The 23,682-nt window shown below is 42.8% G+C and carries 26 protein-coding genes and 1 tRNA gene; 5 read left to right on the plus strand and 22 right to left on the minus strand.

Translation table 11 applies throughout. The features are described 5' to 3' along the window. Positions 1–38: 38 nt before the first annotated feature. Positions 39–1,601 carry a 2-isopropylmalate synthase gene (gene leuA, locus V7P40_RS01195; protein WP_333784140.1) on the plus strand — a complete coding sequence of 521 codons (1,563 nt, stop codon included), beginning with the start codon at positions 39–41 and terminating at the stop codon, positions 1,599–1,601. Here the strand turns inward: leuA and V7P40_RS01200 are convergent. Genes V7P40_RS01200 through V7P40_RS01210 form a run of 3 tightly spaced genes read right to left on the minus strand, consistent with a single transcriptional unit; the run spans position 1,598 to position 3,166 of the window. Further along, positions 1,598–2,356 (minus strand): ABC transporter ATP-binding protein, encoded by a 759-nt coding sequence (locus V7P40_RS01200; RefSeq protein WP_333784141.1) that lies wholly within the window; start codon positions 2,354–2,356, stop codon positions 1,598–1,600. The two genes, leuA and V7P40_RS01200, sit on opposite strands and share 4 nt — an antisense overlap. Next, entirely contained in the window at positions 2,346–2,849 is a 504-nt protein-coding gene (locus V7P40_RS01205) for an HIT domain-containing protein (protein WP_333784142.1), read from the minus strand. The genes V7P40_RS01200 and V7P40_RS01205 overlap by 11 nt, the downstream gene beginning before the upstream one ends. Beyond that, positions 2,846–3,166: a thioredoxin family protein gene (locus V7P40_RS01210; RefSeq protein WP_333784143.1), complete on the minus strand. Its 321-nt coding sequence runs from the start codon at positions 3,164–3,166 to the stop codon at positions 2,846–2,848. The genes V7P40_RS01205 and V7P40_RS01210 overlap by 4 nt, the downstream gene beginning before the upstream one ends. Positions 3,167–3,202: 36 nt before the next feature. On the opposite strand from V7P40_RS01210, the gene V7P40_RS01215 reads away from it, so the two are divergent. Together V7P40_RS01215 and rpe are read left to right on the plus strand one after the other, a co-directional pair. After that, positions 3,203–4,504, plus strand: coding sequence for a homoserine dehydrogenase (locus tag V7P40_RS01215; protein WP_333784144.1), 1,302 nt, complete (start codon positions 3,203–3,205; stop codon positions 4,502–4,504). After that, positions 4,501–5,169 (plus strand): ribulose-phosphate 3-epimerase, encoded by a 669-nt coding sequence (rpe, locus tag V7P40_RS01220; RefSeq protein WP_333784145.1) that lies wholly within the window; start codon positions 4,501–4,503, stop codon positions 5,167–5,169. The genes V7P40_RS01215 and rpe overlap by 4 nt, the downstream gene beginning before the upstream one ends. Here rpe and V7P40_RS01225 read toward each other — a convergent pair. The 14 genes from V7P40_RS01225 to V7P40_RS01290 form a co-directional block, all read right to left on the minus strand. After that, entirely contained in the window at positions 5,147–7,129 is a 1,983-nt protein-coding gene (locus tag V7P40_RS01225) for an LPS-assembly protein LptD (protein WP_333784146.1), read from the minus strand. The genes rpe and V7P40_RS01225 overlap by 23 nt on opposite strands. Positions 7,130–7,161: 32 nt before the next feature. After that, entirely contained in the window at positions 7,162–8,451 is a 1,290-nt protein-coding gene (gene hemG, locus V7P40_RS01230) for a protoporphyrinogen oxidase (protein WP_333784147.1), read from the minus strand. Continuing rightward, complete coding sequence (locus V7P40_RS01235) at positions 8,448–9,251, minus strand: thiazole synthase (protein ID WP_333784148.1); 804 nt, start codon at positions 9,249–9,251, stop codon at positions 8,448–8,450. The genes hemG and V7P40_RS01235 overlap by 4 nt, the downstream gene beginning before the upstream one ends. A gap of 75 nt (positions 9,252–9,326) precedes the next feature. Continuing rightward, positions 9,327–10,088, minus strand: a complete 762-nt coding sequence (locus V7P40_RS01240) for a CsgG/HfaB family protein (protein ID WP_333784149.1) — start codon at positions 10,086–10,088, stop codon at positions 9,327–9,329. A gap of 84 nt (positions 10,089–10,172) precedes the next feature. After that, positions 10,173–10,388: a hypothetical protein gene (locus V7P40_RS01245; RefSeq protein ID WP_333784150.1), complete on the minus strand. Its 216-nt coding sequence runs from the start codon at positions 10,386–10,388 to the stop codon at positions 10,173–10,175. 39 nt (positions 10,389–10,427) lie between these two features. Next, positions 10,428–10,952: a peroxiredoxin gene (locus tag V7P40_RS01250; RefSeq protein ID WP_333784151.1), complete on the minus strand. Its 525-nt coding sequence runs from the start codon at positions 10,950–10,952 to the stop codon at positions 10,428–10,430. Between the two features lie 58 nt (positions 10,953–11,010). Then, positions 11,011–11,442, minus strand: a complete 432-nt coding sequence (locus tag V7P40_RS01255) for an Hsp20/alpha crystallin family protein (protein ID WP_333784152.1) — start codon at positions 11,440–11,442, stop codon at positions 11,011–11,013. Positions 11,443–11,510: 68 nt separating this feature from the next. Then, on the minus strand, positions 11,511–12,095 hold the full coding sequence (locus tag V7P40_RS01260; RefSeq protein ID WP_333784153.1) for a nicotinamidase: 585 nt from the start codon (positions 12,093–12,095) through the stop codon (positions 11,511–11,513). A gap of 24 nt (positions 12,096–12,119) precedes the next feature. Further along, positions 12,120–12,965: a glycosyltransferase family 2 protein gene (locus tag V7P40_RS01265; protein ID WP_333784154.1), complete on the minus strand. Its 846-nt coding sequence runs from the start codon at positions 12,963–12,965 to the stop codon at positions 12,120–12,122. Further along, positions 12,955–13,932 (minus strand): 3-dehydroquinate synthase II, encoded by a 978-nt coding sequence (locus V7P40_RS01270; RefSeq protein WP_333784155.1) that lies wholly within the window; start codon positions 13,930–13,932, stop codon positions 12,955–12,957. The genes V7P40_RS01265 and V7P40_RS01270 overlap by 11 nt, the downstream gene beginning before the upstream one ends. A 9-nt stretch (positions 13,933–13,941) precedes the next feature. Beyond that, a complete protein-coding gene (hemC, locus tag V7P40_RS01275) occupies positions 13,942–14,850 on the minus strand; it encodes a hydroxymethylbilane synthase (protein ID WP_333784156.1) in 909 nt (302 codons plus the stop codon). Positions 14,851–14,855: 5 nt separating this feature from the next. After that, positions 14,856–15,182 (minus strand): DUF190 domain-containing protein, encoded by a 327-nt coding sequence (locus tag V7P40_RS01280; protein WP_333784157.1) that lies wholly within the window; start codon positions 15,180–15,182, stop codon positions 14,856–14,858. After that, positions 15,179–15,553, minus strand: a complete 375-nt coding sequence (gene crcB, locus V7P40_RS01285; protein ID WP_333784158.1) for a fluoride efflux transporter CrcB — start codon at positions 15,551–15,553, stop codon at positions 15,179–15,181. Before crcB ends, V7P40_RS01280 begins: the two co-directional genes overlap by 4 nt. Next, a complete protein-coding gene (locus V7P40_RS01290) occupies positions 15,541–15,867 on the minus strand; it encodes a DUF190 domain-containing protein (protein ID WP_333784159.1) in 327 nt (108 codons plus the stop codon). The genes crcB and V7P40_RS01290 overlap by 13 nt, the downstream gene beginning before the upstream one ends. 71 nt (positions 15,868–15,938) lie before the next feature. On the opposite strand from V7P40_RS01290, the gene secA reads away from it, so the two are divergent. After that, entirely contained in the window at positions 15,939–18,737 is a 2,799-nt protein-coding gene (secA, locus tag V7P40_RS01295; protein WP_333784160.1) for a preprotein translocase subunit SecA, read from the plus strand. Here the strand turns inward: secA and V7P40_RS01300 are convergent. The 5 genes from V7P40_RS01300 to V7P40_RS01320 form a co-directional block, all read right to left on the minus strand. Beyond that, positions 18,699–19,346 carry an L-threonylcarbamoyladenylate synthase gene (locus V7P40_RS01300; RefSeq protein ID WP_333784161.1) on the minus strand — a complete coding sequence of 216 codons (648 nt, stop codon included), beginning with the start codon at positions 19,344–19,346 and terminating at the stop codon, positions 18,699–18,701. The two genes, secA and V7P40_RS01300, sit on opposite strands and share 39 nt — an antisense overlap. A 3-nt stretch (positions 19,347–19,349) precedes the next feature. Further along, on the minus strand, positions 19,350–19,925 hold the full coding sequence (gene pth / locus V7P40_RS01305; RefSeq protein WP_333784162.1) for an aminoacyl-tRNA hydrolase: 576 nt from the start codon (positions 19,923–19,925) through the stop codon (positions 19,350–19,352). Continuing rightward, on the minus strand, positions 19,922–20,491 hold the full coding sequence (locus V7P40_RS01310; protein ID WP_333784163.1) for a 50S ribosomal protein L25/general stress protein Ctc: 570 nt from the start codon (positions 20,489–20,491) through the stop codon (positions 19,922–19,924). Before V7P40_RS01310 ends, pth begins: the two co-directional genes overlap by 4 nt. Before the next feature lie 11 nt (positions 20,492–20,502). Then, on the minus strand, positions 20,503–21,438 hold the full coding sequence (locus V7P40_RS01315; protein ID WP_333784164.1) for a ribose-phosphate pyrophosphokinase: 936 nt from the start codon (positions 21,436–21,438) through the stop codon (positions 20,503–20,505). Between the two features lie 30 nt (positions 21,439–21,468). Next, a tRNA-Gln gene (locus V7P40_RS01320) sits at positions 21,469–21,541 on the minus strand. Positions 21,542–22,419: 878 nt separating this feature from the next. On the opposite strand from V7P40_RS01320, the gene sucC reads away from it, so the two are divergent. Next, complete coding sequence (gene sucC, locus V7P40_RS01325; RefSeq protein ID WP_333784165.1) at positions 22,420–23,568, plus strand: ADP-forming succinate--CoA ligase subunit beta; 1,149 nt, start codon at positions 22,420–22,422, stop codon at positions 23,566–23,568. Positions 23,569–23,682: the final 114 nt, after the last annotated feature.

Here is a 23,682-nt window from a genome sequence, read left to right on the forward strand (position 1 = left end):
ATGAGAATTATTATCATTTAGAGTAAAGGAGGTATCGGATGAATAACAGAGTTTATATCTTTGATACCACGCTTAGGGACGGTGAACAGGCACCCGGTTTTTCCATGACAGCAGAAGAAAAGCTACAAATGGCACTACAGCTTGCCAAGTTAGGTGTGGATGTTATAGAAGCTGGGTTTGCCGCAGCATCCAAAGGAGACTTTGAAGCGGTAAGGCTCATAGCAGAGGAAGTAAAAGGTCCGGTTATATGCTCCTTAGCAAGGGCGTTGGAGAAGGATATAGAGTTAGCTGCGCAAGCTTTGGAACCAGCGGAAAGGAAGAGAATACATACCTTTATAGCCACATCTGAGATCCACATGAAATATAAGCTGAAGATGGAGCCAGAGGATGTGCTGGAAAGGGCAGGTAAGGCTGTGGCTTTCGCAAGAAGATTTACCGAAGATGTGGAGTTTTCTTGCGAAGATGCTACCCGTAGCCAAAGGGAGTTTCTCTACAGAATAATTGAAAGGGCTATAAAGGCGGGAGCAACGGTGATAAACATTCCAGATACGGTGGGATACGCCGTACCTGAAGAGTTTGCAAAGCTTATTGAGGACATAATGAACAATGTCCCTAACATAGATAAGGCTATTGTAAGCGTGCATTGTCATGATGACCTTGGTATGGCTGTGGCAAACTCGCTTATGGCTGTGAAACACGGTGCAAGGCAGGTAGAATGCACCATAAACGGTATAGGAGAAAGGGCTGGCAACGCAGCTATGGAAGAGATAGTTATGGCTTTGAAGGTAAGAAAGGACTTCTTTGGCGATCTCTACACAAACATAAACACCAAAGAACTTTACAAAACAAGCAGGCTGTTGTGTAGGATCACGGGAAGCTTTGTACCACCTAACAAAGCGGTAGTGGGAGACAATGCCTTTGCCCACGAATCTGGCATACATCAGCACGGCGTGCTATCCCATCCTCTAACTTACGAAATTATGAACCCAGAGGACGTGGGCTTTCCATCCACGCGCATAATTTTGGGCAAACACTCTGGAAGGCACGCACTCAAAAGCAAGCTCAAAGAGATGGGTTATGAACTTTCGGAAGTAGAAATAGATAGAATCTTTGAAAAGTTCAAAGCGTTGGCAGACAAAAAGAAAGAAGTTTATGAGGAAGACCTTGAGGCTCTGATTTACGAAGAGGTAATGAAGGTGGAAGAGGAAGAACCGGTAAAAGTACTTCACTATCAGGTGCAAACGGGAGACAAGATCCTCCCTACTGCCACCGTAGTTCTGTCTTACATGGGAGAAGAGAGGACTGCCACCTCTACCGGAAATGGTCCTGTGGATGCTATAATAAAGGCAATACAAAAGGCTCTTGGCATTGAGCCAAAGCTGATAGATTTTTCCATAAAGGCGCTCACTCCTAACACAGACGCTCAAGCGGAGTCAAGGCTTGTTATAGAACTGGACGGAGTAAAATCCTCTGGAAGGGGTGTGGATGTGGATGTTATAAGGGCAAGCGTGAATGGTTTTGTGGATGCGGTAAACAGAGCAATCCTGAGGAAAAACTACATACTCTCAAGGCAAAAGGTAAGAGAAGAAGGCACAGTTTAAGCCTTCAGGTAGGTAGCGGAGAGCAAGTTTTTCGTGTATTCGTGTTTGGGATTGTCAAATATATCCCACACTGAGCCAGACTCTACCACCTCCCCCTCTTTTAGAACAAGCACATTATCTGCTACTTCCGCCACCACTCCAAAGTCATGAGTAACCAAGATTATACCCTTTCCCTCTTCTTTTAGCTTTGTGAAAAGTCCAAGGATCTTTCTTTGCACCGTCAGGTCTAGAGCGGTTGTTGGCTCGTCTGCCAAAATAAGGCTCGGATCACAAACTGTAGCTATGGCTATGCAAACCCTTTGCCTTAGGCCTCCTGAAAGCTGATGAGGATAAGAGTTCATAACCCTTTCCACATCCTGCACGCCTACCTTTTTTAGCGTTTCTACCACCCTATCCATTGCACCAACCTTTCCAAAGTGCGTAGTGTATGCCTCCATTATCTGATCCTTTACTTTAAAGAGAGGGTCAAGATACAAAGAAGGCTCCTGAAAAACTATACCTATATCCTTCCCTCTTAGTTTCGCGTATTCTGTTTCTGGCAAACCTACCAGTTCCCTTCCTTCAAGTTTTATACTTCCGCTTATTGAGCTGTGCTTCGGTAAAAGGCCAATGATGGAAAGCAGGATGGAACTCTTTCCGGAACCCGACTCTCCCACTATGCAGAGAACCTCTCCCCTCTCTAAGGAAAAGCTAACATTCTTCAAAACTTTTTTTGAGCCATAACTGAGAGATAGATCTTTTACTTCAAGGAGCATTCAGCAGTCTTTCAAGATGGGGCTTTATCCTATCGTAAAGGTCCCAAAGATCCTGAGATATGACCTTTGTTTGGGATACTGTGGGCATGAAGTTCGTATCCCCGTTCCACCTTGGGACTATGTGAAGGTGTATATGGCTTTCCAGCCCAGCACCCGCAGACCTTCCCAAGTTGTATCCAAGATTAAAGCCGTGTGGCTTGATTGTTTGCTCCAAAGCCTTAATACAGGCTACCGTTAATCTGTGAATTTCAAGCACCGTTTCCTCATCCAAAAGGCTAAAGTCCCCTATGTGATCCTTTGGAGCTATCATAAGATGTCCTGCGTTGTAGGGATACTTGTTGAATATAACAAAAGCTTTTTTCCCTCTGTATAGCACCAAGTAATCCCTTAACTTTTCTTCCGGCTGTATGACCGCTTCACAAAGAAAACACTCAGAGAACTGATCCACCTTTTCTACGTATCCACTTCTCCAAGGAGCCCAAAGAAGCTTCATAACCTTAGGAGCCTCCTTATTGCTACTTCCACTTCTTCTTCCGTGGGAGTGTAGTCGTGCCTTTCCAACTCCATAGTGTCCCTAAAGTATAGAACTGTGGGGAAGTAAAATATGCCAAGGTCCTCGGGAGTTGTGTTCTCTTCTGCATTCATGCTAAAAAAATTTACCCTATCTCCGTACATCACCTGAAACTTAGATAGCAGTTGAAAAACTTCCTGATTTTTTTCATTTCCCGGTTTGTAGAACACCACCACCGCGGGTTTTTCTGCAGATATAGCCCTGTCGTATATGTCTCTGTCTGTTAGCTCTTCAAACATTTCACACCTCCGAATTTATTATAAAATATCAAGCTTGTGAAAGTTAGCGTTGGTATAGTTGGATGCGGTGTAGTGGGCACAGGCACGGTCGCTTTATTGTTGGAAAACGCTAAGGTAATAAAAGAGAAGACGGGGCTTGAGATCGTAATAAGCAAAGTAGCGGACAAAGATTGGAGCAAACCAAGAGAGTATAACGTGCCAGAACATCTTAGAACCACAGACTACAGGGAGGTCTTAGAAAACTCCCAAATCGTAGTAGAGCTGGTAGGTGGTAAAGACTTTGCAAAGAAGCTAATACTGGAGGCTATAGAAAGGGGTAAGCACGTAGTAACTGCAAATAAGCACCTGCTTGCAGAAGAAGGATATGAGATATTCCATAAGGCAAAGGAGAAGGGAGTCCTTTTAGGCTTTGAAGCCTCCGTGGGTGGTGGCATACCGATCATAAAAGCCCTAAGGGAGGGCTTAGTTGGAAACAAAGTGCAAAACATTTACGGCATACTAAATGGCACCACAAACTACATACTTACCAAAATGTTGGAAGAGGACCTCAGCTTTGAAAAGGCCCTTGATATGGCAAAAGGGTTCGGATATGCAGAAGCAGACCCCTCTTTGGACATAGACGGTTGGGACTCTGCGCACAAGCTAAGCCTTTTAGCTTATGTAGGCTTTGGAAAGCACTTTCCCTTTAGTGAAATATACGTAGAAGGCATAAGAAAGGTTGACCTTTTGGATGTGGAGCTCGGAAAAGAATTGGGATACACGCTAAAGCTTTTGGCCATAGCAAAGAGAATAGATTCGGAAGTAGAACTTAGAGTCCATCCTACCTTTATACCCATTGACAACCCGTTGGCTAAGGTCTCGGATGTCTATAACGCAGTTTTGGTAGAGGGGGATTTTGTAGGTAAGACCATGTTCTACGGAAGGGGAGCTGGCTCAAGACCTACCGCATCGGCGGTGGTTTCCGACATAGTGGATATTGCAAAGAGCATAAGCTACTGTATCCCTCCCAAGCATACGTGGGAAAGTGAGGAACCGCTAAGAATCAATAAAAACTTCTATAGTAGATATTATCTTAGGTTTGACGTTCCTGACAAACCTGGAGTTTTGGCAAAAATTGCCCACGTTTTGGCAGAGTATAACATAAGCATAGCCTCTGTGCTTCAAAAAGAAAAGGTTTGTAAGGCAGCAGGCAGAGAAGGACAGCCCATTGTGCCTTTGGTTATACTTACCCACAAAGCTTATGAGATGGACATGCAAAAGGCAGTTGGCGACATACAAAAGCTTCCAGTTGTGGAAGGAACCCCCACTATCATAAGAGTGGAGGAGGAAGCCTATTGAAGCTGTTGGCTCCCTCTATTCTTTCGGCCGATTTTTACAGGCTTGGAGAGCAAATATCCGCCTGTATAAGAGGTGGTGCGGACATATTGCACTTTGACGTGATGGACGGGCACTTTGTGCCAAACATAACCTTTGGACCTGTGGTGCTTGAAAGTATAAAAAAGCACTGCTCCATACCCTTGGATGCCCATCTGATGATAGAGAACGTGGATAAGTATATTCCGGACTTTGTAAAGGCTGGTGCGGATATGGTAAGCATACACATAGAGAACAACTATCACATTCACAGAAGCCTTGAGCTAATAAAGAGCTTGGGTGCAAAGGCAGGGGTGGTGATAAACCCGGCCACATCCCTTAAACTTTTGGAAGAAGTTTTGCACTATGTGGATTTCGTGCTTTTGATGTCGGTAAATCCGGGTTTTGGAGGACAAAGGTTTATCCCAAGGTCCATAGAAAGGCTAAAAAAGCTAAAGGCTATGGTTTTGGAAATAAACCCGAAGGTGCATATAGAGATAGACGGAGGGATAAAGGAAGACAACATAAAGCAAGTGGCGGAAGCTGGAGCAGACATAATAGTGGTAGGTTCGGCCATCTTTTCTTCAGAAGACGTGGAAGCTCAAACAAGAAAGCTAAAGAACATTCTTATCTCCTTAGAGGCACTGTAAGCCTCTGCAGGTCAAAGATGTTAAAGGTTATATAGAGCTCCTTTAAATACTTTCCTTTTGTCCCATCGTAATTATCCCTTGCAAGCAGTCCAAAGCTCCAGCATGCGCCTCTGTAGTCAAGGCTCGCTTGTCTGGTCAAATCCTTCTTTATTCTGTTATCTCTTGTTAGAGAAAAGCCAAGGACTGCAGACCTGTAGGCTGTGCTTAGGTTTAGAGTAGTTTGGTCTGAAAGCTTCTGTTCAAAAAGGTTTCTTGATGATATGTGTCCTAAGGTGAGGGTGGTTTTTTTGTATGTAAAGGTTAAGTTGCTGGATCTTTCGAGAAAAGAGGCACTCTCCACATCGTAAAGGCTGTCCGTATAAAAACTCAGAGCCTCTGAGGGTTTAACAGATAGGATAGTTCTAATCGGTACTATTTTTCTTTCTGCGGTTAAACCCGCGTATGCGTACTTACCAAGATAGTTGTAACCCGTGCTAAGGTAGAAGTTTAAAAATTCCTTATCGTTGTAGCTCAGAGAGCCAGCAGCGGTTATCTCAATCTGGTTTTTTTTACTTAGATCATCCAAGTTGTCAAACTTTGGATTGTTAAAATCCTTCGGTCTAATTCTGTAGTTCAGCGTAAAGAAGTTTTTCATGCTAAATTTTCCCCTTTGAAAATCTAAAGTAAAGGGCACGCTTTCGGAAAAGTAAATACTCGTTACGCTGTTTTTGTATCCTTTCTGGTTTAAACCGAAATATTGTATGTTTTCAAATATAATTTGGGAGTGGAACACTTTGCTCAGTATTCTTTTGGGCACGGAAATCTCTGGGAAAATCAAGATCCTTTGCCCTCTTAGACCAAGCTCTCTATAAAAATTAGTGTAGGAAAAATAGGCACTCAGAAAAAGGTTGTTCACTATCTGCTGTGGCTTCCAATATAGGTTTATCTCCGGTAGTCTGTGTAATGTTTGCTTGTTATTTGGAGATGTAGTATCGTAAAAATACTTTGCGTTAAAGCTTAGAAAAACCCTATCAAGCTCTTTGCTGTAGTTTATGTAAGAGGTCAGATAGGGTTTTGTTCTTTCTATTCTTTTCAAAGAAGTGTCTTCCAAAAAGTATGGGTCCGATGTTGTATCCAAGCCCGCTTTAAAATCTTGAAGGTCTAAATCAAGCTTGAAACGGTATCTGTTTTTTCTGAAGGTGCTTAGATTTCTCCCTTTCCACCACTTGCCCGGTGGCTCGGGTTCATTGTAATAGGATGCATCTAACCTAAGATCGTTCTCCTTAAATAATGCTTGCCTATATTCTAAGGAAAAACCTTTAGCTTGCTTGTCTCTAAAGTCCAGTGTTAGAGTAGCATCTTTATCCTTTGAGATAGCCCAGTAGATTGGCTGTTGGTATATTAAGTTGTTGAATGAGTTAGAACCTACCGTTGGTGGCAGAAGACCAGACCTACGCTCTCCAACAGGGTAGATAAAAAGTGGCAGATAGGCAAGAGGGAATTTGAAGAGCCTAAGAGAATTGTTTGTTGAAAAAACATACTTTTGATCTACTTCTGCCCTTGAAAAGCAAAGGACCATTTCCTTCCTATCGGGAGGACATGTGGTAATCTGCCCATCTTCTACGGTGTATAAATCCTTGCTTTTTTCCAGTCTCTTAGCCTCAAAGTGAAATCTTTCAAATCTGCCTTCGGCATTTAAGTAATATCCTACATCTTTTTCTAAGTTGATGTACGCGTAAGAGCCTACTGCTTCAAGCCTACCGTCCAAAGACTTTACGTAAACATTACCTTCCGCTATAACTTCCTTTGTTTCAGGGTTGTATCTTATAGTGTCTGCCTTTATGTAGTACCTTTCGTGATAGACCTCTACCTCTTCCTTTGCCTGTATCCATCCATCGGGCTGACGTTCAAGGTAGTTGGAAAATATCTCCAAGCTGTAGGTTATATTTATCAAGAAGATAACAAGATAGACTATCAGCATAGCTTTTTTGTTTTATTATATGAAAAAAATAGTTATCTTAAAAATTCTAAAACTTTCTGAGAAACCACCTCGGAGTTTCTTATACAATCTGCCACCGACACACCGCTTAGATAATTTCCGGTTAAAAACAGTCCCAGATTTTCTTTTTCCATTGTCTGAGCAAGCTCGTAGTATTTACCGTAACCTAAGTTGTATTGGGGAATTCCTTTCTTCCATTTTGTAATGTTAAGGATGTTTGCATCAACGCTTAGGATTTCCTTTAACTCTCTTTCCACTATCTTAGATATTGTCTCTTCCTCCTCTTCTATGATCTGTGGATCTGTGGCACCTCCAAGATAAACAGTCAAGAGGTTTCCTTTTCTCCCTGAGAATATGTTGGATGAAAAAAGAACGCCAAGCATTCTTTTTTTCTCCTTGCGTGGAATTAAAAAGCCAAAGCCGGGGGGTATGGGGTCTTTTGTTGCCACATGAACGACGACTATTGGAGCGTAATATATCTTGTCAAACTCCTGAGCAGCACTCCAAGAAAGGTCTCTCAAAAGATAGCTTGCAGATGTAGCTGGTGCAGAAACTATCACAGCCCTTGCCTCAAACTTTCCGTTTTTTGTATCCAAAATAAACCTATCGTCCTTTTTTCTTATTCTCAGCACTACGTTTTCTAAATCCACATCCAAAGCTTCAGACAATCTTTTGGGAAAGCTCCAGTTGCCTCCTTCAAAGGAAATTAATCTGCCCCCAGGTCCGAGGGCTTTCAGCTTTATAGCTCCCTTTATAAGACTTCCAAATCGCTGTTCCAGTTCATAGACCCTTCTTACCGCATACTTTACCGAAAGCTGTCTTACATCTCCTGCATAAACACCGCTTACAAAGGGTTCCACTATGTAGTCAAGAAACTCCTGACCTAACCGCCTTTTTACAAACTCCGCTATAGTTTCTTCGCTCTTTATAGACTTAGACACAAAAGGTTCTCTCAGAACTTTTAATTTGCCAGACAAAGAAAGCAGGGGAGATGTTAAAAAGCTTATTGGTGAAAGGGGCAGTGGTATAAGCTTTCCATTTTTGTATATATACCTTATCTTTGCTTCATCTTGAGCGTAAAGGGGTTTTACGTCTGCTAAAGCTAAAAACTCTTCAACTTTTTTGTCTGCTAAAATGGTTTGAGGTCCGAGTTCGCAAAGATATCCGTCAATGTTTTTTGTTTGTATATTGCCACCTACTCTGTCTTCCTTTTCAAAAACTTTTACCTTTACACCTGCCTTTTGAAGGCGAAAGGCTACGGAAAGCCCGGATATACCCGAGCCAACTACCGCAACATCTATCATGATTTGTAAGGAACACCCTTAAGTGGAGAAGAGGGAACCGCATAAGTCCTCTTTGGCATCCTTCCAGCAAGGTAAGAGAGTCTACCGGCGATTGTAGCGTATTTCATAGCAACCGCCATCTTTATAGGATCCTTAGCCTCTGCCAAAGCTGTGTTGGTAAGTATGCCGTCTACTCCAAGCTCCATTACAGGGGGGATATCCGCCGCACTACCTATGCCCGCATCCACTATAACAGGGACAGAAACCGCTTCCTTTATGAAGATTAAATTGTAGGGATTCTGAAGTCCAAGACCCGAACCTATGGGTGCGGCCAGGGGCATAACTGCAGCACAGCCAATATCTTCAAACTTTTTAGCATACACAGGGTCATCAAAGATGTAAGGAAGAACTACAAAGCCTTCCTTTACAAGGAACTTTGCCGCTTTATAGGTTTCTTCCATATCTGGCAGTAGAGTTTTTTGATCTCCTATTACCTCAAGCTTTATCCAGTTTATGCCTGTAGCTTCTCGAGCAAGCATGGCAGTTTTTATGGCTTCTTCTGCGGTATAGCATCCTGCAGTGTTGGGAAGGATGATGTATTTTTTGGGATCTATGTAGTCCAGTAGGTTTTCTTTGCTAGGATCTGTTATATTTACCCTTCTAACCGCAACGGTAATCATCTCTGCACCGCTTGCCTCCAAAACCTCCTTATTTTGCTGAAAGCTCTTAAACTTTCCAGACCCAATAATCAGCCTGGACCTTAAGCGCCTGCCGGCTATTTCAAGGTAATCGTCCTCCAAAAGTTTTTCCCAATCAAGCATAAAATACCTCCTATAGGATAATAAAATATGCTAATAAATCTAAAAAGGTCTTTTGCTTTTAGTTGTCAGTTATTCCTATTCTTCTTTTTCTTGCTTTGTCGGAGGTTTTGGTCTTTCAATTATCTTGTCCGGAGCAAGCCTTTCCACTATAGAATTCGCTACCTGAACCACCACATCCCTTGCCACCATGTCAAGGGAGAGGTTTTTGCTTATGCTCCATCCACCACCTGCGCCAAACCCACCACCTGCACCAGCACCAAAAAGACCCCAGGAGCTCTTTTCTGAACTTGCATCAAAAGAGTTGGAATAGGCGATTTCAAGCGTTTCGGGTTTTATAATATTCACGTCAACACCAAGCTTAGCCTGATCCTTTCTGACGTTTATCGCACCTAGCACGGGAATTAATCCACCTCCTAAGGCTCCGCCACTTCTCTCCAATTCAAGGGCGGTTATAGAGCCCGTTATCATGTAATCTACCTTTGGAGGTTGGACCTTTTGCCCAGTGGCTTCTAGAAGTTTTTTCATCCTTTCATACTGCTCCAAATCAACTATTCTGAAGCAATTGGTGGCTTTAAGGGCGTTGGTGAGCATGGTAGTGAGTCCCTTCCCTACACCTTTCACACCGCCTGTTCCAGCCAATGCTTCGTATATTAATGACAGTCTGGGATTTCCGGGGTTTGCTTCTTGACAAGAGTTTGCCTTGCAATCAAACTCCATAACCATAACAGAATAAACAGGCTCCGCACATCTAACTACAGGAATTTGTCTCTCCACAGTCTTGGTTTCACTTGCGTAGACTGCTGTTAGCAAAATAAATCCACCTAACACTTTTTTCATGCTTCCACCTCCTCTCTTTTGAGTAATAATATAATACAATATGAGATGAGATAATATAATACAAATAATACGTTGGGTGAGAAATTAACCAAGCACATAGCTTTTTCTGAAGAAGCTATAGCCAACAACATACCCGTAAATGTAAGTCAAAAGCGTTATACCTTTCCTCCACCTGCTGATGTAATTGAAAACCCTTATCTGTGAGTTCACACCGTCAATTAGCATTTTAGCAAGTTTAAGCACGGGCGTATTTGTAATGTAAGAGAGAATATACAATGCGCAGAGTTGCAAGTCAGACACTTTTGGCTATTCCTGTTCTTTTGGCAAAGAGCTTAGAGACTAAAACCTTTGGGGTTTATAAAGGCTGTTTAACCTTTCTATGTATTCTAAAACTCTCTTTGCATCTGCAGATGGATCTACACCTCTGTATATCTTTTCTACGTTGTTTTCTGGATTTATCAGTACTGTATCCCTTGAACAAAATCCAAGAATTACTCTAACTCCGTATGCCTTTGCCACCTCCCCTTTGGGATCCGAGAGGAAGGTTATCTTAAAACCATACTTTTCCTTAAACTTTCTTATGCTTTCCACCGAGTCTGTGCTTATTCCAAACACTTCTGCATTCACCTTTCTAAAGCTTTCTATTAGATTGCTGTATTCCTTTGCTTGAGCTGTGCATCCAGGTGTATCTGCTTTTGGATAAAAGTATAGGACTACCCACTTTCCTTTGTAGTCAGAAAGCTGGACCAGATTCCCTTGATCAGAGTAAAGCTTGAAGTTGTATGCCTGCTGCCCCTCTTTTATGGGAGAGCCACTTAAGGAAATGCCTAAGATCCCAAATATACCAAGCAATAACTTCTTCATAAGGATAAAAATATTACAAACTAAACTCTGAAAGCCCCCCGTTTAGGGGGGAAGTATGTTAGGTTATTTCTATCTTTTTCTCCCTGGATGTCTTTTCTTTGGGGAACCTTATTTCTAAAACTCCATCCTTATACTCAGCCTTTATGCCCTCCAGCTTTACATCTGTGGGCAAGCCTATAACCCTTTCAAACTTTCCATACACCCTTTCTACCCTGTGGACAGTTTCAGTCTTTTCTTCCCTCTCTTCCTTCTTTTCTCCTCTGATGATTAGATTATTGTCTCTTACAAGCACTTCCACATCCTCTTTTTTCACACCAGGAAGTTCTGCTTTAACAACTACTTCCGTATCTGTTTCATAAACGTCCAAGGCAGGTGCAAAGAGCCTTTCAACGGGCTCTTCCTTGAAAAACTCCTCCATAAACCTGTCAAACTCCCTTCTTATTCTTTCAAGCTCTTCAAAAGGACGCCAAACTAAAAGTCCTTTCCTCATGGCTCTCACCTCCTTAATAGGCTTTATGTCAATTAAATTTAGTGTACTTTTGTAAAAAGTCAAGGGGGTTATTCAAGTTCCTGATAAGTCAAACAAACCGCACCTGCACTTAACATTTCTTCTATTGCTTTCTCCGAGTCTCCCGGCTTTACATCTACTCCTTTTATGGCATCTAAGAGTAGAAATGCAAAGTATCCTAAGTTTATACCACCTAAAACTGTGTTTTTGACACAGTAGTCTGTAGCCACTCCACCTACGAATATTCTCTTTATACCTCTTTCCTTCAGCAGGCTGTCAAGGATTGTTCCCTGAAAACCTGAGTAAGCGTCAAAGTCTCTACTCGTGCCCTTTGATATTATGAACTTGTTATCCGATGGTATGATAAGGTCTGGATGAAACTGGGCTCCTTCTGTGTCTTGCACGCAGTGGGGAGGCCATACACCACCGTATCCTTTAAAGGATATGTGATTTTCTGGATGCCAATCTCTGGTGAAAAAAACAGGAAGTCCTCTTTCTGAAAAAAGTTCTATATATTTGTTTAAAGGTTGTACCACTTTGTCCCCTTCTGGCACGGGCAATGCACCACCTGGCATAAAATCTTTCTGCACATCCACCACTATAAGAGCATCAAATTTTGTCAGTTTTACCCTCATGGCTAAGCCTCCTAGCTATTAAATTTATCCTTTCCAAAACCTAAAGCCTCTTTTTAGGATGCTAAGAATCCTTCTTGAGTCTAACAAAATGGAGGGTTTTTTGTAGATGGAATTTAACACCAAAAGCCAACCTTCTTTTAGTTTTCCAAACCTCAAGGCAGATTCTCCCATGTGGAAGAGAAAGTAAGGAAGATACTTTTCTGGCACTTTATCCTTGTAATCCATATATACCTTGTAAGTTGCGCTTAGAAAGGTTTTACTTTTACTCGTTCTTTCTGGATGTTCTCTAATTAAAACTTTCTTGTTGTCCAAAAGGTGAATGCTCAGACCATTTATGTAAGCCCTCAGTAGTATTTCCCAGTCTTCCCTCATTAGGTATTCGTGTTTGTATCCTAAAAAGGCAGACCGCCTGAAGGCAGTGGCAGAAGGATAACCCATCATTCCAGAGAAAAGTAGAATCAAGCTATCTCTCGGAATTTTTTTCTTTGAAACTCTTTTAACATCACCTGAGCCATCAACGAACATTCTGGGAAAACTATAAACTACATCGTGTTTTTTTAAGAATTCTACAGATGACTCTACATAGTCCTTCTCCCAAAGGTCGTCGTAGTCTAAAAAGAACAAATACTCACCTTTGGAAAGCTCCACTCCTTTGTTTCTTGAGTATGCCCTTTCCATGTTCTGTGGATTCCTGTAATAGATAACTGGATAGCTTTTTACCACCTGAGGCGTGCGGTCTGTGCTTGCATCATCTACTACTATTATTTCCTTGTAAGGATAGGTCTGAGATAAAGCGCTTTCTATGGCTTGGTTTACATACTTCTCTCCATTATAGACAGGTATTATTATAGAAGCGAGCTCACTTTTCAATGATAGTTTCTTCAACCTTTATGCCAAAGTGTCTTCCTGCCTCTTCCACGTATCCCAGGACTTCGTCCCCTTCTTTAAGCTCCGCTACAGATATAGGATTCCCATCTGGTTTTGTAAGTCTTATAGTTTCCGCATTCTGAAGCACCGCGCTTACTTTTTTGTTTTCCCATCTGCCCTCAACCAAAAGCATAGGCCTTCTTTCTACCTTTGCCCTTCCTACATAGACCACCCTTCCCCTTCCTTTGTGGTCATAAACCATTACTTCATCTCCAGCTTTTAGTTCACAAAGATACTTTGTTTTGTTGTTGGGGGTCCTTATGTACATATGTACCGCTCCTGCGTTAACTCTGAATGGTCTGGAAGCTACGTAGGGGTTCTCTTCCGTTTCCGCATGCACCAAAAACATACCACCGGAGGAATTTCCTACCAGCATACCTTCCCCTCTACTTAGTATAGAGGTTGTATCCACGCAGACTCTATCGCCCAAGCCTAAGGGAAGAATCTTTGATATCTTAACTACCACAAGCGGAAGGTTTTCTTCTTCTTCCTCCAAGACCTTTCCAACCTTCTTTATGGTGTTTATGTCCTTACTCTTTAAAACTATACCTTTTACCCCCTTTTCTAATATTTTTATGGCTGTTTTTGCCTCTTCCTCGCTTTTTACCACTGCATATAACTCTTCCCTTTGGGCTATAAGATTTTCCAAAGGTATGATGGTCCAGTCGGTAGTTTCTACCACTACCTTTACGTTGGGCGGGTATTTTGCTGCTCTATCCTCGTCTTCTTTCTTCTCTATACGCACATACTCAAAGTCTTTCCCCTGTTTTAGAACTAAGACTTTACCAAGCCTTTTTACCTCTTCCTCTTTGTCCTGGTCTTCTATCACTACAGCCTTTGCTCCTGCTTCTATGGCGCTTGCTATGAGCTTTCTGTCGTATTCCTCTGCCCAATACCAAAATTCTTTCATAGGCAAAGATTATAAACTATAAATCTCTTTGAGTATTTCCCTCCCGCCAAGCTCTAAGAGTCTGCGGGCTAGCCTTTTCCCAGTTTCTTCTGCCTCTTCTAAGCTTCCCTCTTCCTTATCCTCAATAAACCTTTCCCCTTCTAAGTCTGATATAAAACCTTTTATCTTTATCTTTCCATATTCTATCCACGCAAAGGCACCTATGGGAACTTGACAGCCACCTTCCAATTCTCTTAAGAAAGCCCTCTCGCACATAGCCCTCAAATGGCTTTCCTTGTGATCCAAGCCTTTTACAAATCTCTGGACCTCCAAGTCATCTTCTCTTGTTTCTATAGCCAAGCTTCCCTGCCCAACTGCAGGGATGAAGTCTTCCAGCACCTGAGTTATGTATTTTTCAAAACCCATCCTTTTTACCCCTGCGTACGCTAAGACAATAGCAGAGTATAACCCTTCTTCCAGCTTTCTTAACCTTGTATCCACGTTTCCCCTTAGAACCTCTACTTTGAGATCCCTTCTTTTTCTTTTTATCTGAACCTGCCTTCTCAAAGAAGAAGTGCCAACGACCGCACCAGGAGGGAGCTCCTCCAACTTCTTACCATCTTTTGATATTAGCACGTCGTAAGGATATTCTCTCTCTGTTATAGCGCAGAGTGTTAAACCTTTCGGCAAGGCCATAGGCACATCCTTCAAAGAATGCACCGCAAGGTCAATCTCTCCTTTTAGTAAAGCTTCTTCTATCTCCTTTACAAAAAGCCCTTTGCCACCTATTTTTGCCAAAGGTGCGGAGGTTATCTTGTCCCCAGTGGTGGTTATCGGAACTAATTCCACTTTGCATCCCAAGGATTCTAACTTTTCTTTGACAAAATTAGCTTGCCAAAGAGCTAACTTACTCTTTCTTGTGCCAATCCTAAGAAACATCTTAGCTACTTCCCGTAGCGTGCAATTTTAACCTTTTCTGTGGTTATAAGCCCACCCTTTATCATCTTGGCTATTTCAGGTAGGATTTCCTTTATCCTTTCCTCATGGTCCAATATCTCAATCACTATAGGCAAATCAGAAGATAACTTAAATACTCCCGCTTTGTGTATAACTGAAGATTTTCCGTAGCCTAATATACCCCTAAAGACTGTAACTCCAGCTATACCCCTCTCTTTGCAAAACTCGGTTATGTGCTTATATAGCGGTTTTCCTTCCCATCTATCATCTTCTCCCAAAAAGATCCTCAGCAAAACAGCCTCCTCCCAATTCATAACAACCTACCCAGATTGTATCCCAGAAATGTGAGAAAGATTCCAAAAAGGTTGGTAAGAGACAAATACAGCAAAAACCTTAGGTATTCTCCATCCGCTATCAGAGCAAAGCTTTCGTAGGTGAAAGTTGATAGTGTGGTAAATCCACCGAGAAACCCAGTTATGAGAAAGCTTCTAACCTCGCTTGATACGCTTAGTTTTTCCACAAAGTAAGAGAAGAAAAGACCTATCAGAAAAGCCCCAATTAGATTTACTGTAAGCGTGCCTACGGGAAAAGCTAAGCCAAACTTGCTCTGCAAAAATTTTGAAATCAGATATCTGAGTAGGGATCCCAAGGCTCCACCCACTGCTATCGCTATTAAAATTCCCATACGTGCGCTCTCTCCACACTAACAAGCCCGCTTTTGATATGCCTCCCAAGTTCTTCCAATACGCTAATCACCTTTTTTTCTTCATCCACCAACTCTATGACAACTGGAAGGTTGTAAGACAGCACTTCAATGCCTTCGTAATGATACTCGCCCGTGGTACCATAGCCAAGAATAGCTTTTAAGACCGTCGCTCCAGCTATATTTTTTTCTTTCAAAAATTTTAGAATCTTAGAGTAGAGACGCTCCCCATCAAATTCCTCATCTTCCCTTATAAAGATACGCGCCAGGACATAACCTTTTTCTCTAACAGGCATAGAGTTATTATAAGATAAGGAGTGCGCCAAAAGTGGTAGTTTTAAAACTTGTTTAATTTAATATATATCCTATGATAGAATGGCTTTTAAAAAAGATTATAGGCACAAAGAACGAGCGTGAAGTAAAGCGCCTTAGAAAGTTTGTCCAAAAGATAAACCAAAAGGAGAAGGAGTTAGACGAGCTTTCCAACAAGGGTATTGTGGAGCTTTCTAAGGATCTATTTCAGAAGATCTCGCAGGACGAGAGTTTAAAGGATGAAATCAGCAAGGGTAGGATTACGGAAGAAGTTATACTTGCCTTTGCCTTGGTTAGGGAGGCGGGCAAAAGGACTATAGGGCTTAGGTTCTTTGACGTGCAACTCATCGGTGGTCTTGTTCTGCATGAGGGTAAAATTGCGGAAATGAAAACAGGAGAAGGTAAAACCTTGGTAGCTACTTCTGCCGCTTACGTGAATGCTCTAACAGATAGGGGGGTGCATGTGGTAACTGTGAATGACTATCTGGCAAGAAGGGACGCCCAGTGGATGGGTCCTATATACAGGTTTTTAGGCTTGGAGGTGGGAGTAATAAACTCAGACTACAGCTCTTATAGGGTGGAGTGGGTGGATGGAGAGCTGTTCCAAAAAGCAGTAGAGGAAGACCTTAGGGTATGGCCCAAGGGATACTTTGATGAAATACTACCTTCGGAGAAGATAAACGTAGAGGCAAAGAAGGCATTCTTTACCAAGCTTGTTCCCTGCGATAGAAAAAGTGCTTATCAAGCTCACATAACTTATGGGACCAATAACGAGTTTGGTTTTGACTATCTGAGAGACAACATGAGCTTTTCTTTGGACGACATTGTTCAAGTAAGGGGACACCACTACGCCATAATAGACGAGGTGGATTCCATACTCATAGACGAGGCAAGGGTCCCGCTGATAATATCTGGACCATCCCAGATGGATACTTCCATTTACTACAAGGCAGACCAGGCGGTCAGAAGGCTGAAGGCGGGAGAGGATTTCATCGTGGATGAAAAGAACAGAACCGTTCAGTTAAAAGAAGAAGGCATTAAAAAACTTGAAGAGTTTTTTGGGATTGAGAACCTATACGACCTTAAACACATAGACCTGCTACACGCTGTGCATCAATCCATAAAGGCTCACGAGCTTTTTAAAAGGGACGTGCATTACATAGTGAAGGATGGAGAGGTGCTCATAGTAGATGAGTTTACGGGTAGGGTTTTACCCGGTAGAAGGTGGTCTGACGGCTTGCATCAGGCTATAGAGGTTAAAGAGGGTGTTCCTATCCAGCAAGAAAATCAGACCTTGGCAAGCATAACCTTTCAGAATTACTTTAGGCTTTACCAAAAGCTGGCTGGTATGACTGGGACTGCAGAAACTGAAGCCCTTGAGTTTAAAGAAATATACGGGCTTGATGTGGTAGTGGTTCCCACCCACAAGCCCATGCGTAGGAAAGACTTGCCAGATATGGTCTTTAAGACAAAAAAGGAAAAGTGGGAAGAGGTAGTAAGACAAATAGAGAAAGAGCACAGTAGGGGGAGGCCGATTTTGGTTGGCACCATATCTATAGAGGATTCAGAGCATATTTCTAACCTTCTAAAGAAAAAAGGTATACCTCACAACGTTCTAAACGCAAAGCATCACGAAAGGGAGGCGGAAATAATCGCTCAAGCTGGAAGATTAAAAGCTGTTACCATATCTACCAACATGGCAGGTAGGGGTACGGACATACTGCTTGGTGGAAACCCAGAGTACCTGGCTAAGGAGATTCTAAGAAAGAAAGGAAAGATACCCGAAGAAGCTACGCAGGACGAGTGGAAATCTGCCTTGCAAGAGGCTTATAGGATAACAGAAGAGGAGAAGAAAAAAGTGATCGAGCTTGGTGGACTTTTAGTCATAGGAACAGAGAGGCATGAATCAAGGAGGATAGACAACCAGCTTAGGGGTAGGGCTGGTAGGCAGGGCGATCCAGGCGAATCCCGGTTTATCCTTTCCCTTGAGGATGACCTTCTTAGATTGTTTGGAGGAGACAGGGTAAAGAAGATGATGGAGTTCTTAAAGATTCCGGAAGGAGAGCCCATAGAGAGCAGGATAGTAACAAAGGCTATACAGAACGCTCAAAAGAGAATAGAAGCTCAGAACTTTCAGATAAGAAAAAGACTGCTGGAGTATGACAACGTAGTTAATGTTCAAAGGCAAACGGTCTATGGTTTGAGAAGGGACCTTTTGGAAGGCAAAGATTTAGAAGGATACTTAGAAGAATTCGTAAAGGACGTGCTTAACCAAAAGATTGCACAACTGATGCCCGAAGAAGATCCTGAACTTTGGGAGACAAAACCCTTGGAGGATTATCTGAAAGAATTAACTGGAAGAGATTTAGCAATTCCGAAGGTTAGAGACAAAGAGGAACTTGTGGAAAAACTGAGCTCTGAAGTACTCGGCATTTTGGAGGAAAAGAAGAAGGTATGGGGAGAAAGCCTCTTTAAGGAGATATTTAAGATGATTGCGCTGTCTAACCTTGACCACCTGTGGAGGGAACACCTGCATACCCTTGATAGGTTAAGAGAAGGCATATACCTAAGAGGATACGCTGCGAGGGATCCGTTAGTAGAGTATAAAAAAGAAGCTTTTGGACTCTTTGAAGCTATGCTATATAACCTAAAGGAAAAGGTAGTTGAGGATACGATCAAGGTTCAGGTTGCCTCTCAGGAAGAGATAGAAGAAGAGGTCAAGAAAGAAGAGCAGGAGAGGGAAAAACTACTCAAGAGTGCGGTCTTCAGCGGAGTGGAGGGTAAAAAGGACGAAAAGGGACCAAAGAGAAAGAGTTTAAAGGAAAGGCTCAATCTCAAAAGGAAGAGAGCCTAACGGAGAAGCTAAGCTACTTACCATGTTTAATACTTGCTCCTTAGGCACGTTCCCTTCCCTTATGATTTTTATCGCCTTTTTACTTATGAGCTTTACTATCGTAGATGGTTTGCCTGTGAGCTTTGCTCCTTTTACGTATAGATCTATCTTGTCTCCAAAGTATTCCATGGCTTCCTTTATATCAGATGCGGGTTTTAGTCCCTCTGGATTAGCGCTTGGGGCGACAAGAGGTTTTCCAAACTTTTTGAGAAGGTTCTTTATAAACACGCCCTGAGCCGGCACTCTAAAAGCTATGCTCTTTCTCCAACGAGTCAGGTATGTAGGAATGGTGGTCCTTTTTGGAAAGATCACAGTTACGCCAATACTAAGAAGAGCTATACTAAGTTTGGTAATCAGAACATCAAACTTTAGTACGTAGCTTATATCTGGCAAAAGCACTATAAACGGTCTGCCTGAGGGCCTTCTAATCTCGTATAACCTTTCCACCGCCTCTTTGTTGGTAGCATCTGCCAAAAGTCCGTAGATAGTATCCGTAGGAGCGCAAACTATACCGCCCTTTTCTAAAACCTTTACCACCTTGCTTATGTCTTTAGTGCTAACTATTTCCATCTTCTATACTTCTATTGGTGCGTTGCAAAAGCTCATAGATTCTTCTGGTGAAAGCTCTAAACATCTAAGGACACACTCCGAGGCTCTGTCTAAGACCGCATAGAGAATCTGCTCTTCTTCTGGTTCAAAGGGTGAAAGGACGTATTCCACCACCTTATCCTTATTCTTAGGTCTTCCTATGCCTATCCTAAGCCTTGCAAAGTTCTCCGACTTTATCTCTTTTATTATAGACTCTACGCCATGATGCCCCCCGCTACTACCTTCTAACCTTAGCCTTATCCTTCCAAGAGGGAGGTCCAAGTCATCATAAACCACCATCATATCCTTTGGACTTAGCTCGTACTCCTCCAGAAGGTTTAGCACCGCTAACCCTGAGTTGTTCATGTAAGTTTGGGGCTTTGCCACTAATACTTCCCTGTTTAACACTTTAACTTTATAAACGTGAGATAGACACTCTTGCGTGTATTCTTTTACCCGAAGCTTTTTTAAAAGCTCATCTACTACCATAAAGCCTACGTTGTGCCTTGTTCTTTCGTATTTTTTACCTGGGTTGCCAAGCCCTACTACAAGTTTTATCATTCAGTTGGTGTTTCTTCAGCTTCGGGTTCTAAGACTACTGCCACAACCTCCTCTGGGTTGTCAAGTATTGTACAGTTAGGTGGTGGTTGGATGTCTTTCACGTGTAGCGAGTCTCCAAGACCAAGACCACTAACATCTACGGTTATCTTATCGGGTATGCTTTCCACGCTTGCCCTAACTGTTAGAGTGTTTAGCACAATTTCAAAGGTTCCCCCAAGGCTCACACCCGCTGGAGTGCCCACAAATTCCAAAGGTACCTCTATGTCTATTTCTTTCACCTTGGATATATCGTATAGGTCTACGTGGATTGGGTTATCTCCAAGCCAACCATACTGGACCTCTTTCAAAAAGCATAACCTTTTATCTCCATTCACCTCTGCTACTATCAAGAATGTTTCTCCATGGGGTAGTGAATTGAAGTCTTTTAGGTTCATGTACGCATGCACATTATCTACCCCTTTTCCGTATATCTCTACTGGGATGTATCCTTCCCTTTTTCTCTGTTTTTTCTCGCTCTTCCTCTCGTTGGTATTTCTTGGAAGAAGTTTCAACTCAACTCTTTTCATGACCGCCTCCTTTATGCAAACAGCATACTTACTGATTCACCTTCGTGTATCCTTCTTATTGCCTCTCCTATGAGTGAGGCTACAGATACAACTCTAAGTTTTTCAAGCCCCTTGTTCTTGCATGGAATGGTGTTACTGACTACAACTTCTTTTATTTGGGAATTTCTCAGCCTTTCTACAGCTGGACCAGATAGCAGACCGTGAGTAGCGACCACATCCACGCTTAAAGCACCTTTTGAAAGAAGCAGCTCACTTGCGGCGCAAACTGTACCGGCAGTGTCTATGATGTCGTCTACGATTATGGCTCTTTTACCTTTTACTTCTCCTACAATATCCAGCACTTCTGCTACGTTTGGCTCTGGTCTTCTCTTGTATATTATAGCTATGGAGCATCCGATTTTGTTGGCGAGAAGTCTAGCCCTTTCCACACCACCCGCGTCCGGGGATACAACCACAGTATCACCGTCCAACCTATCCTTAAGGTAGTCATAAAGTACTCCCAACGCATGTAGGTTGTCCACGGGTATGTTGAAAAAGCCCTGAATTTGTGGAGAGTGAAGGTCCACAATGACCACCCTTTGGGCTCCTGCTACAGTGATAAGATCTGCAAGCAACCTTGCGCTTATGGGGACCCTTGGCTTGTCTTTTCTGTCCTGCCTTGCGTACGCGTAATAAGGAATAACTGCCGTTATCCTTCCGGCGGAAGCCCTTTTGAGAGCATCCAAGATAAGCAAGAGCTCCATAATGTTCTCGTTTATGGGAGGACAAAGGGACTGTATTACAAAGACGTCCTCCCCTCTCATGGATTCGTTTATCTGAACCCTTACCTCTCCGTCGCTAAAACGAGACACAAGGGCGTCAGATAGGGGCATGTTCAAATATTCGGATACCTCTTTGGCCAGTTCTAAGTTGCTTGTACCAGTGAGAAGTTTTATAGATCCTATCATAGTTCTATCTCCTATTTTTTAGTGGAAAAGCTGGGGTGCCTGGATTCGAACCAGGAGCCCCCGGATCCAAAGTCCGGTGCTCTGCCAGTTGAGCTACACCCCAAGCTCTCCACCTGATAAACCCGCCAACCTCTCAGCTGGCAAGCCCTTTTTAACCTATCTTCAAGCTCTCCTACAAAGAAAACTGCCGAACCACTACCACTTACCAAGGCCTTGTAGCCCAAACTTTCTAAAAACCTCAGCACCTCGCCCACCTGGGGCACCACTTCAGCACACAACCTACCTAGCTCGTTGCTCAGAACCTCAAACTCTTCCTTTCTCAGGCAATCTATTATTTTATCACTATCAAGGTTTTGTGTCAATTCCTTTGAACTTACAAGAGAGTAAATCATCTTAGTGGATACCTGCACCTCTGGGTAGATCACCACAAACCTAAAAGCTGGAAGTTCTATTGGCTCAATTATTTCACCCTTACCCCTTCCTATTGCGGAGCCACCGTAGAGAAAAAAGGGAGCATCAGAAGAAACTTTGGAAGCTATTTTCAATAGCTGGTTAAAGCTCAGGGGATTTCCGAGCATCTCATTAACCGCCTTTAAAACAGTGGCCACGTTGGATGACCCCCCACCAAGCCCGCTTCCTAAGGGAATGTTCTTCTCTATGAAAACCTGGACTTCTAACTCTCTTCCTAAAAGATGTTCCATAAGCCTAAGAGCTTTATAAACTAAATTCTCCTCTTGGGGAATACCGTTGGAAGTCTCCACCCTTAGCGGTCCTTCCTTTATGCTTATTCTGTCAAACAAGCTTATGGCTTGGAATATGGTAAAAATCTCGTGGTATCCGTCTTTGCGCTTACCCAATATCCAAAGTCCCAAGTTTAGTTTGGCTGGTGATAGGGTTTCCATAAGTTTTATTTTATATACTTTTCTAAACATCTGAAAACTGATATATTTTTTATAATACCTTTTTTCAAGGGGGCTAGAAATGAAACTACACGAGCATCAGGCTAAGGAAATACTCAGAAGATATGGCCTGCCTGTGCCAGAGGGAAAGGTCGCCTTTAGCTTAGAAGAAGCAAGGCAAATAGCGGAAGAGTTTGGGGAATTTCCTTTGGTGGTAAAGGCTCAGGTGCACTGTGGTGGCAGAGGAAAGGCTGGTGGAGTTAAGCTCGTAAAAAACATGGAAGAGCTGGAATCTGCGGTGAATGGTATGCTAGGAAAGGTTCTAAAAACCTTCCAGTGTCCTGACGGAAAGCCCGTAAACAGGGTTTGGATAGAAAAGGCTACGCCGATAGAAAAAGAGTACTATCTTTCTATAACCTTAGACAGGTCTGTATCTAAGCCCGTGCTTATGGCTTCTGCAGAGGGGGGGATGGAGATTGAAGAAGTAGCCAAAGAAAAACCAGAGGCTATTCATATGCTACACATAGACCCATCCCTTGGCCTAATGCCCTCTCAGGCAAGAAAGATAGCTTTCAGGCTGGGATTGCCTGTGAATGATTTTGTTAAGATAGCCCTTGGTATATACAGAGCCTACGAGGAGCTTGATGCCTCCTTGGTGGAGATAAACCCCTTGGTGCTAACAAAGGATGGGAAGCTGGTTCTTTTGGACGCAAAGGTGGAGATAGACGACAACGCACTTCTAAGACACAAAGATTTGGAACAGATGGAGGACCTAAGCCAGTTAGATCCATTGGAGGTAGAGGCAAAAACCTACAACCTCAACTACATAAAGCTTGACGGAAACATAGGCTGTATGGTCAACGGTGCGGGACTTGCCATGACCACTATGGACATCATCAAACTCGCTGGAGGTGAACCTGCAAACTTCTTAGACGTGGGGGGCGGTGCCAACGTAGAACAGATCGCCAACGCCTTTAGGATTTTGATGGCGGACAAAAACGTAAAGGCGGTGTTTATAAACATATTTGGTGGGATCCTAAGGTGCGACAGGCTGGCAAATGGGCTCATTGAAGCGGCAAAGATGGTGGAAATAAAGGTGCCTGTGGTGGTTCGTATGGAGGGCACAAACGTGGAGGAAGGTAAAAGAATCTTAGCAGAATCTGGGCTTAACTTTATAACCGCAGAGGACATGTGGGATGGGGCCAAAAAGGCGGTGGAGCTGGCTGGATAGTTTAAAAATATATGATTTGAATTAAGGCAGATAGGCCTGAAACTCTTTTACAGAAAGGGGAAAAGGCAAATTCCAACGAGCACTGCTCAAATGCTATATCCCTATGCCAATCGG

Source organism: Thermocrinis sp. (assembly GCF_036781485.1).
Lineage (GTDB): Bacteria > Aquificota > Aquificia > Aquificales > Aquificaceae > Thermocrinis.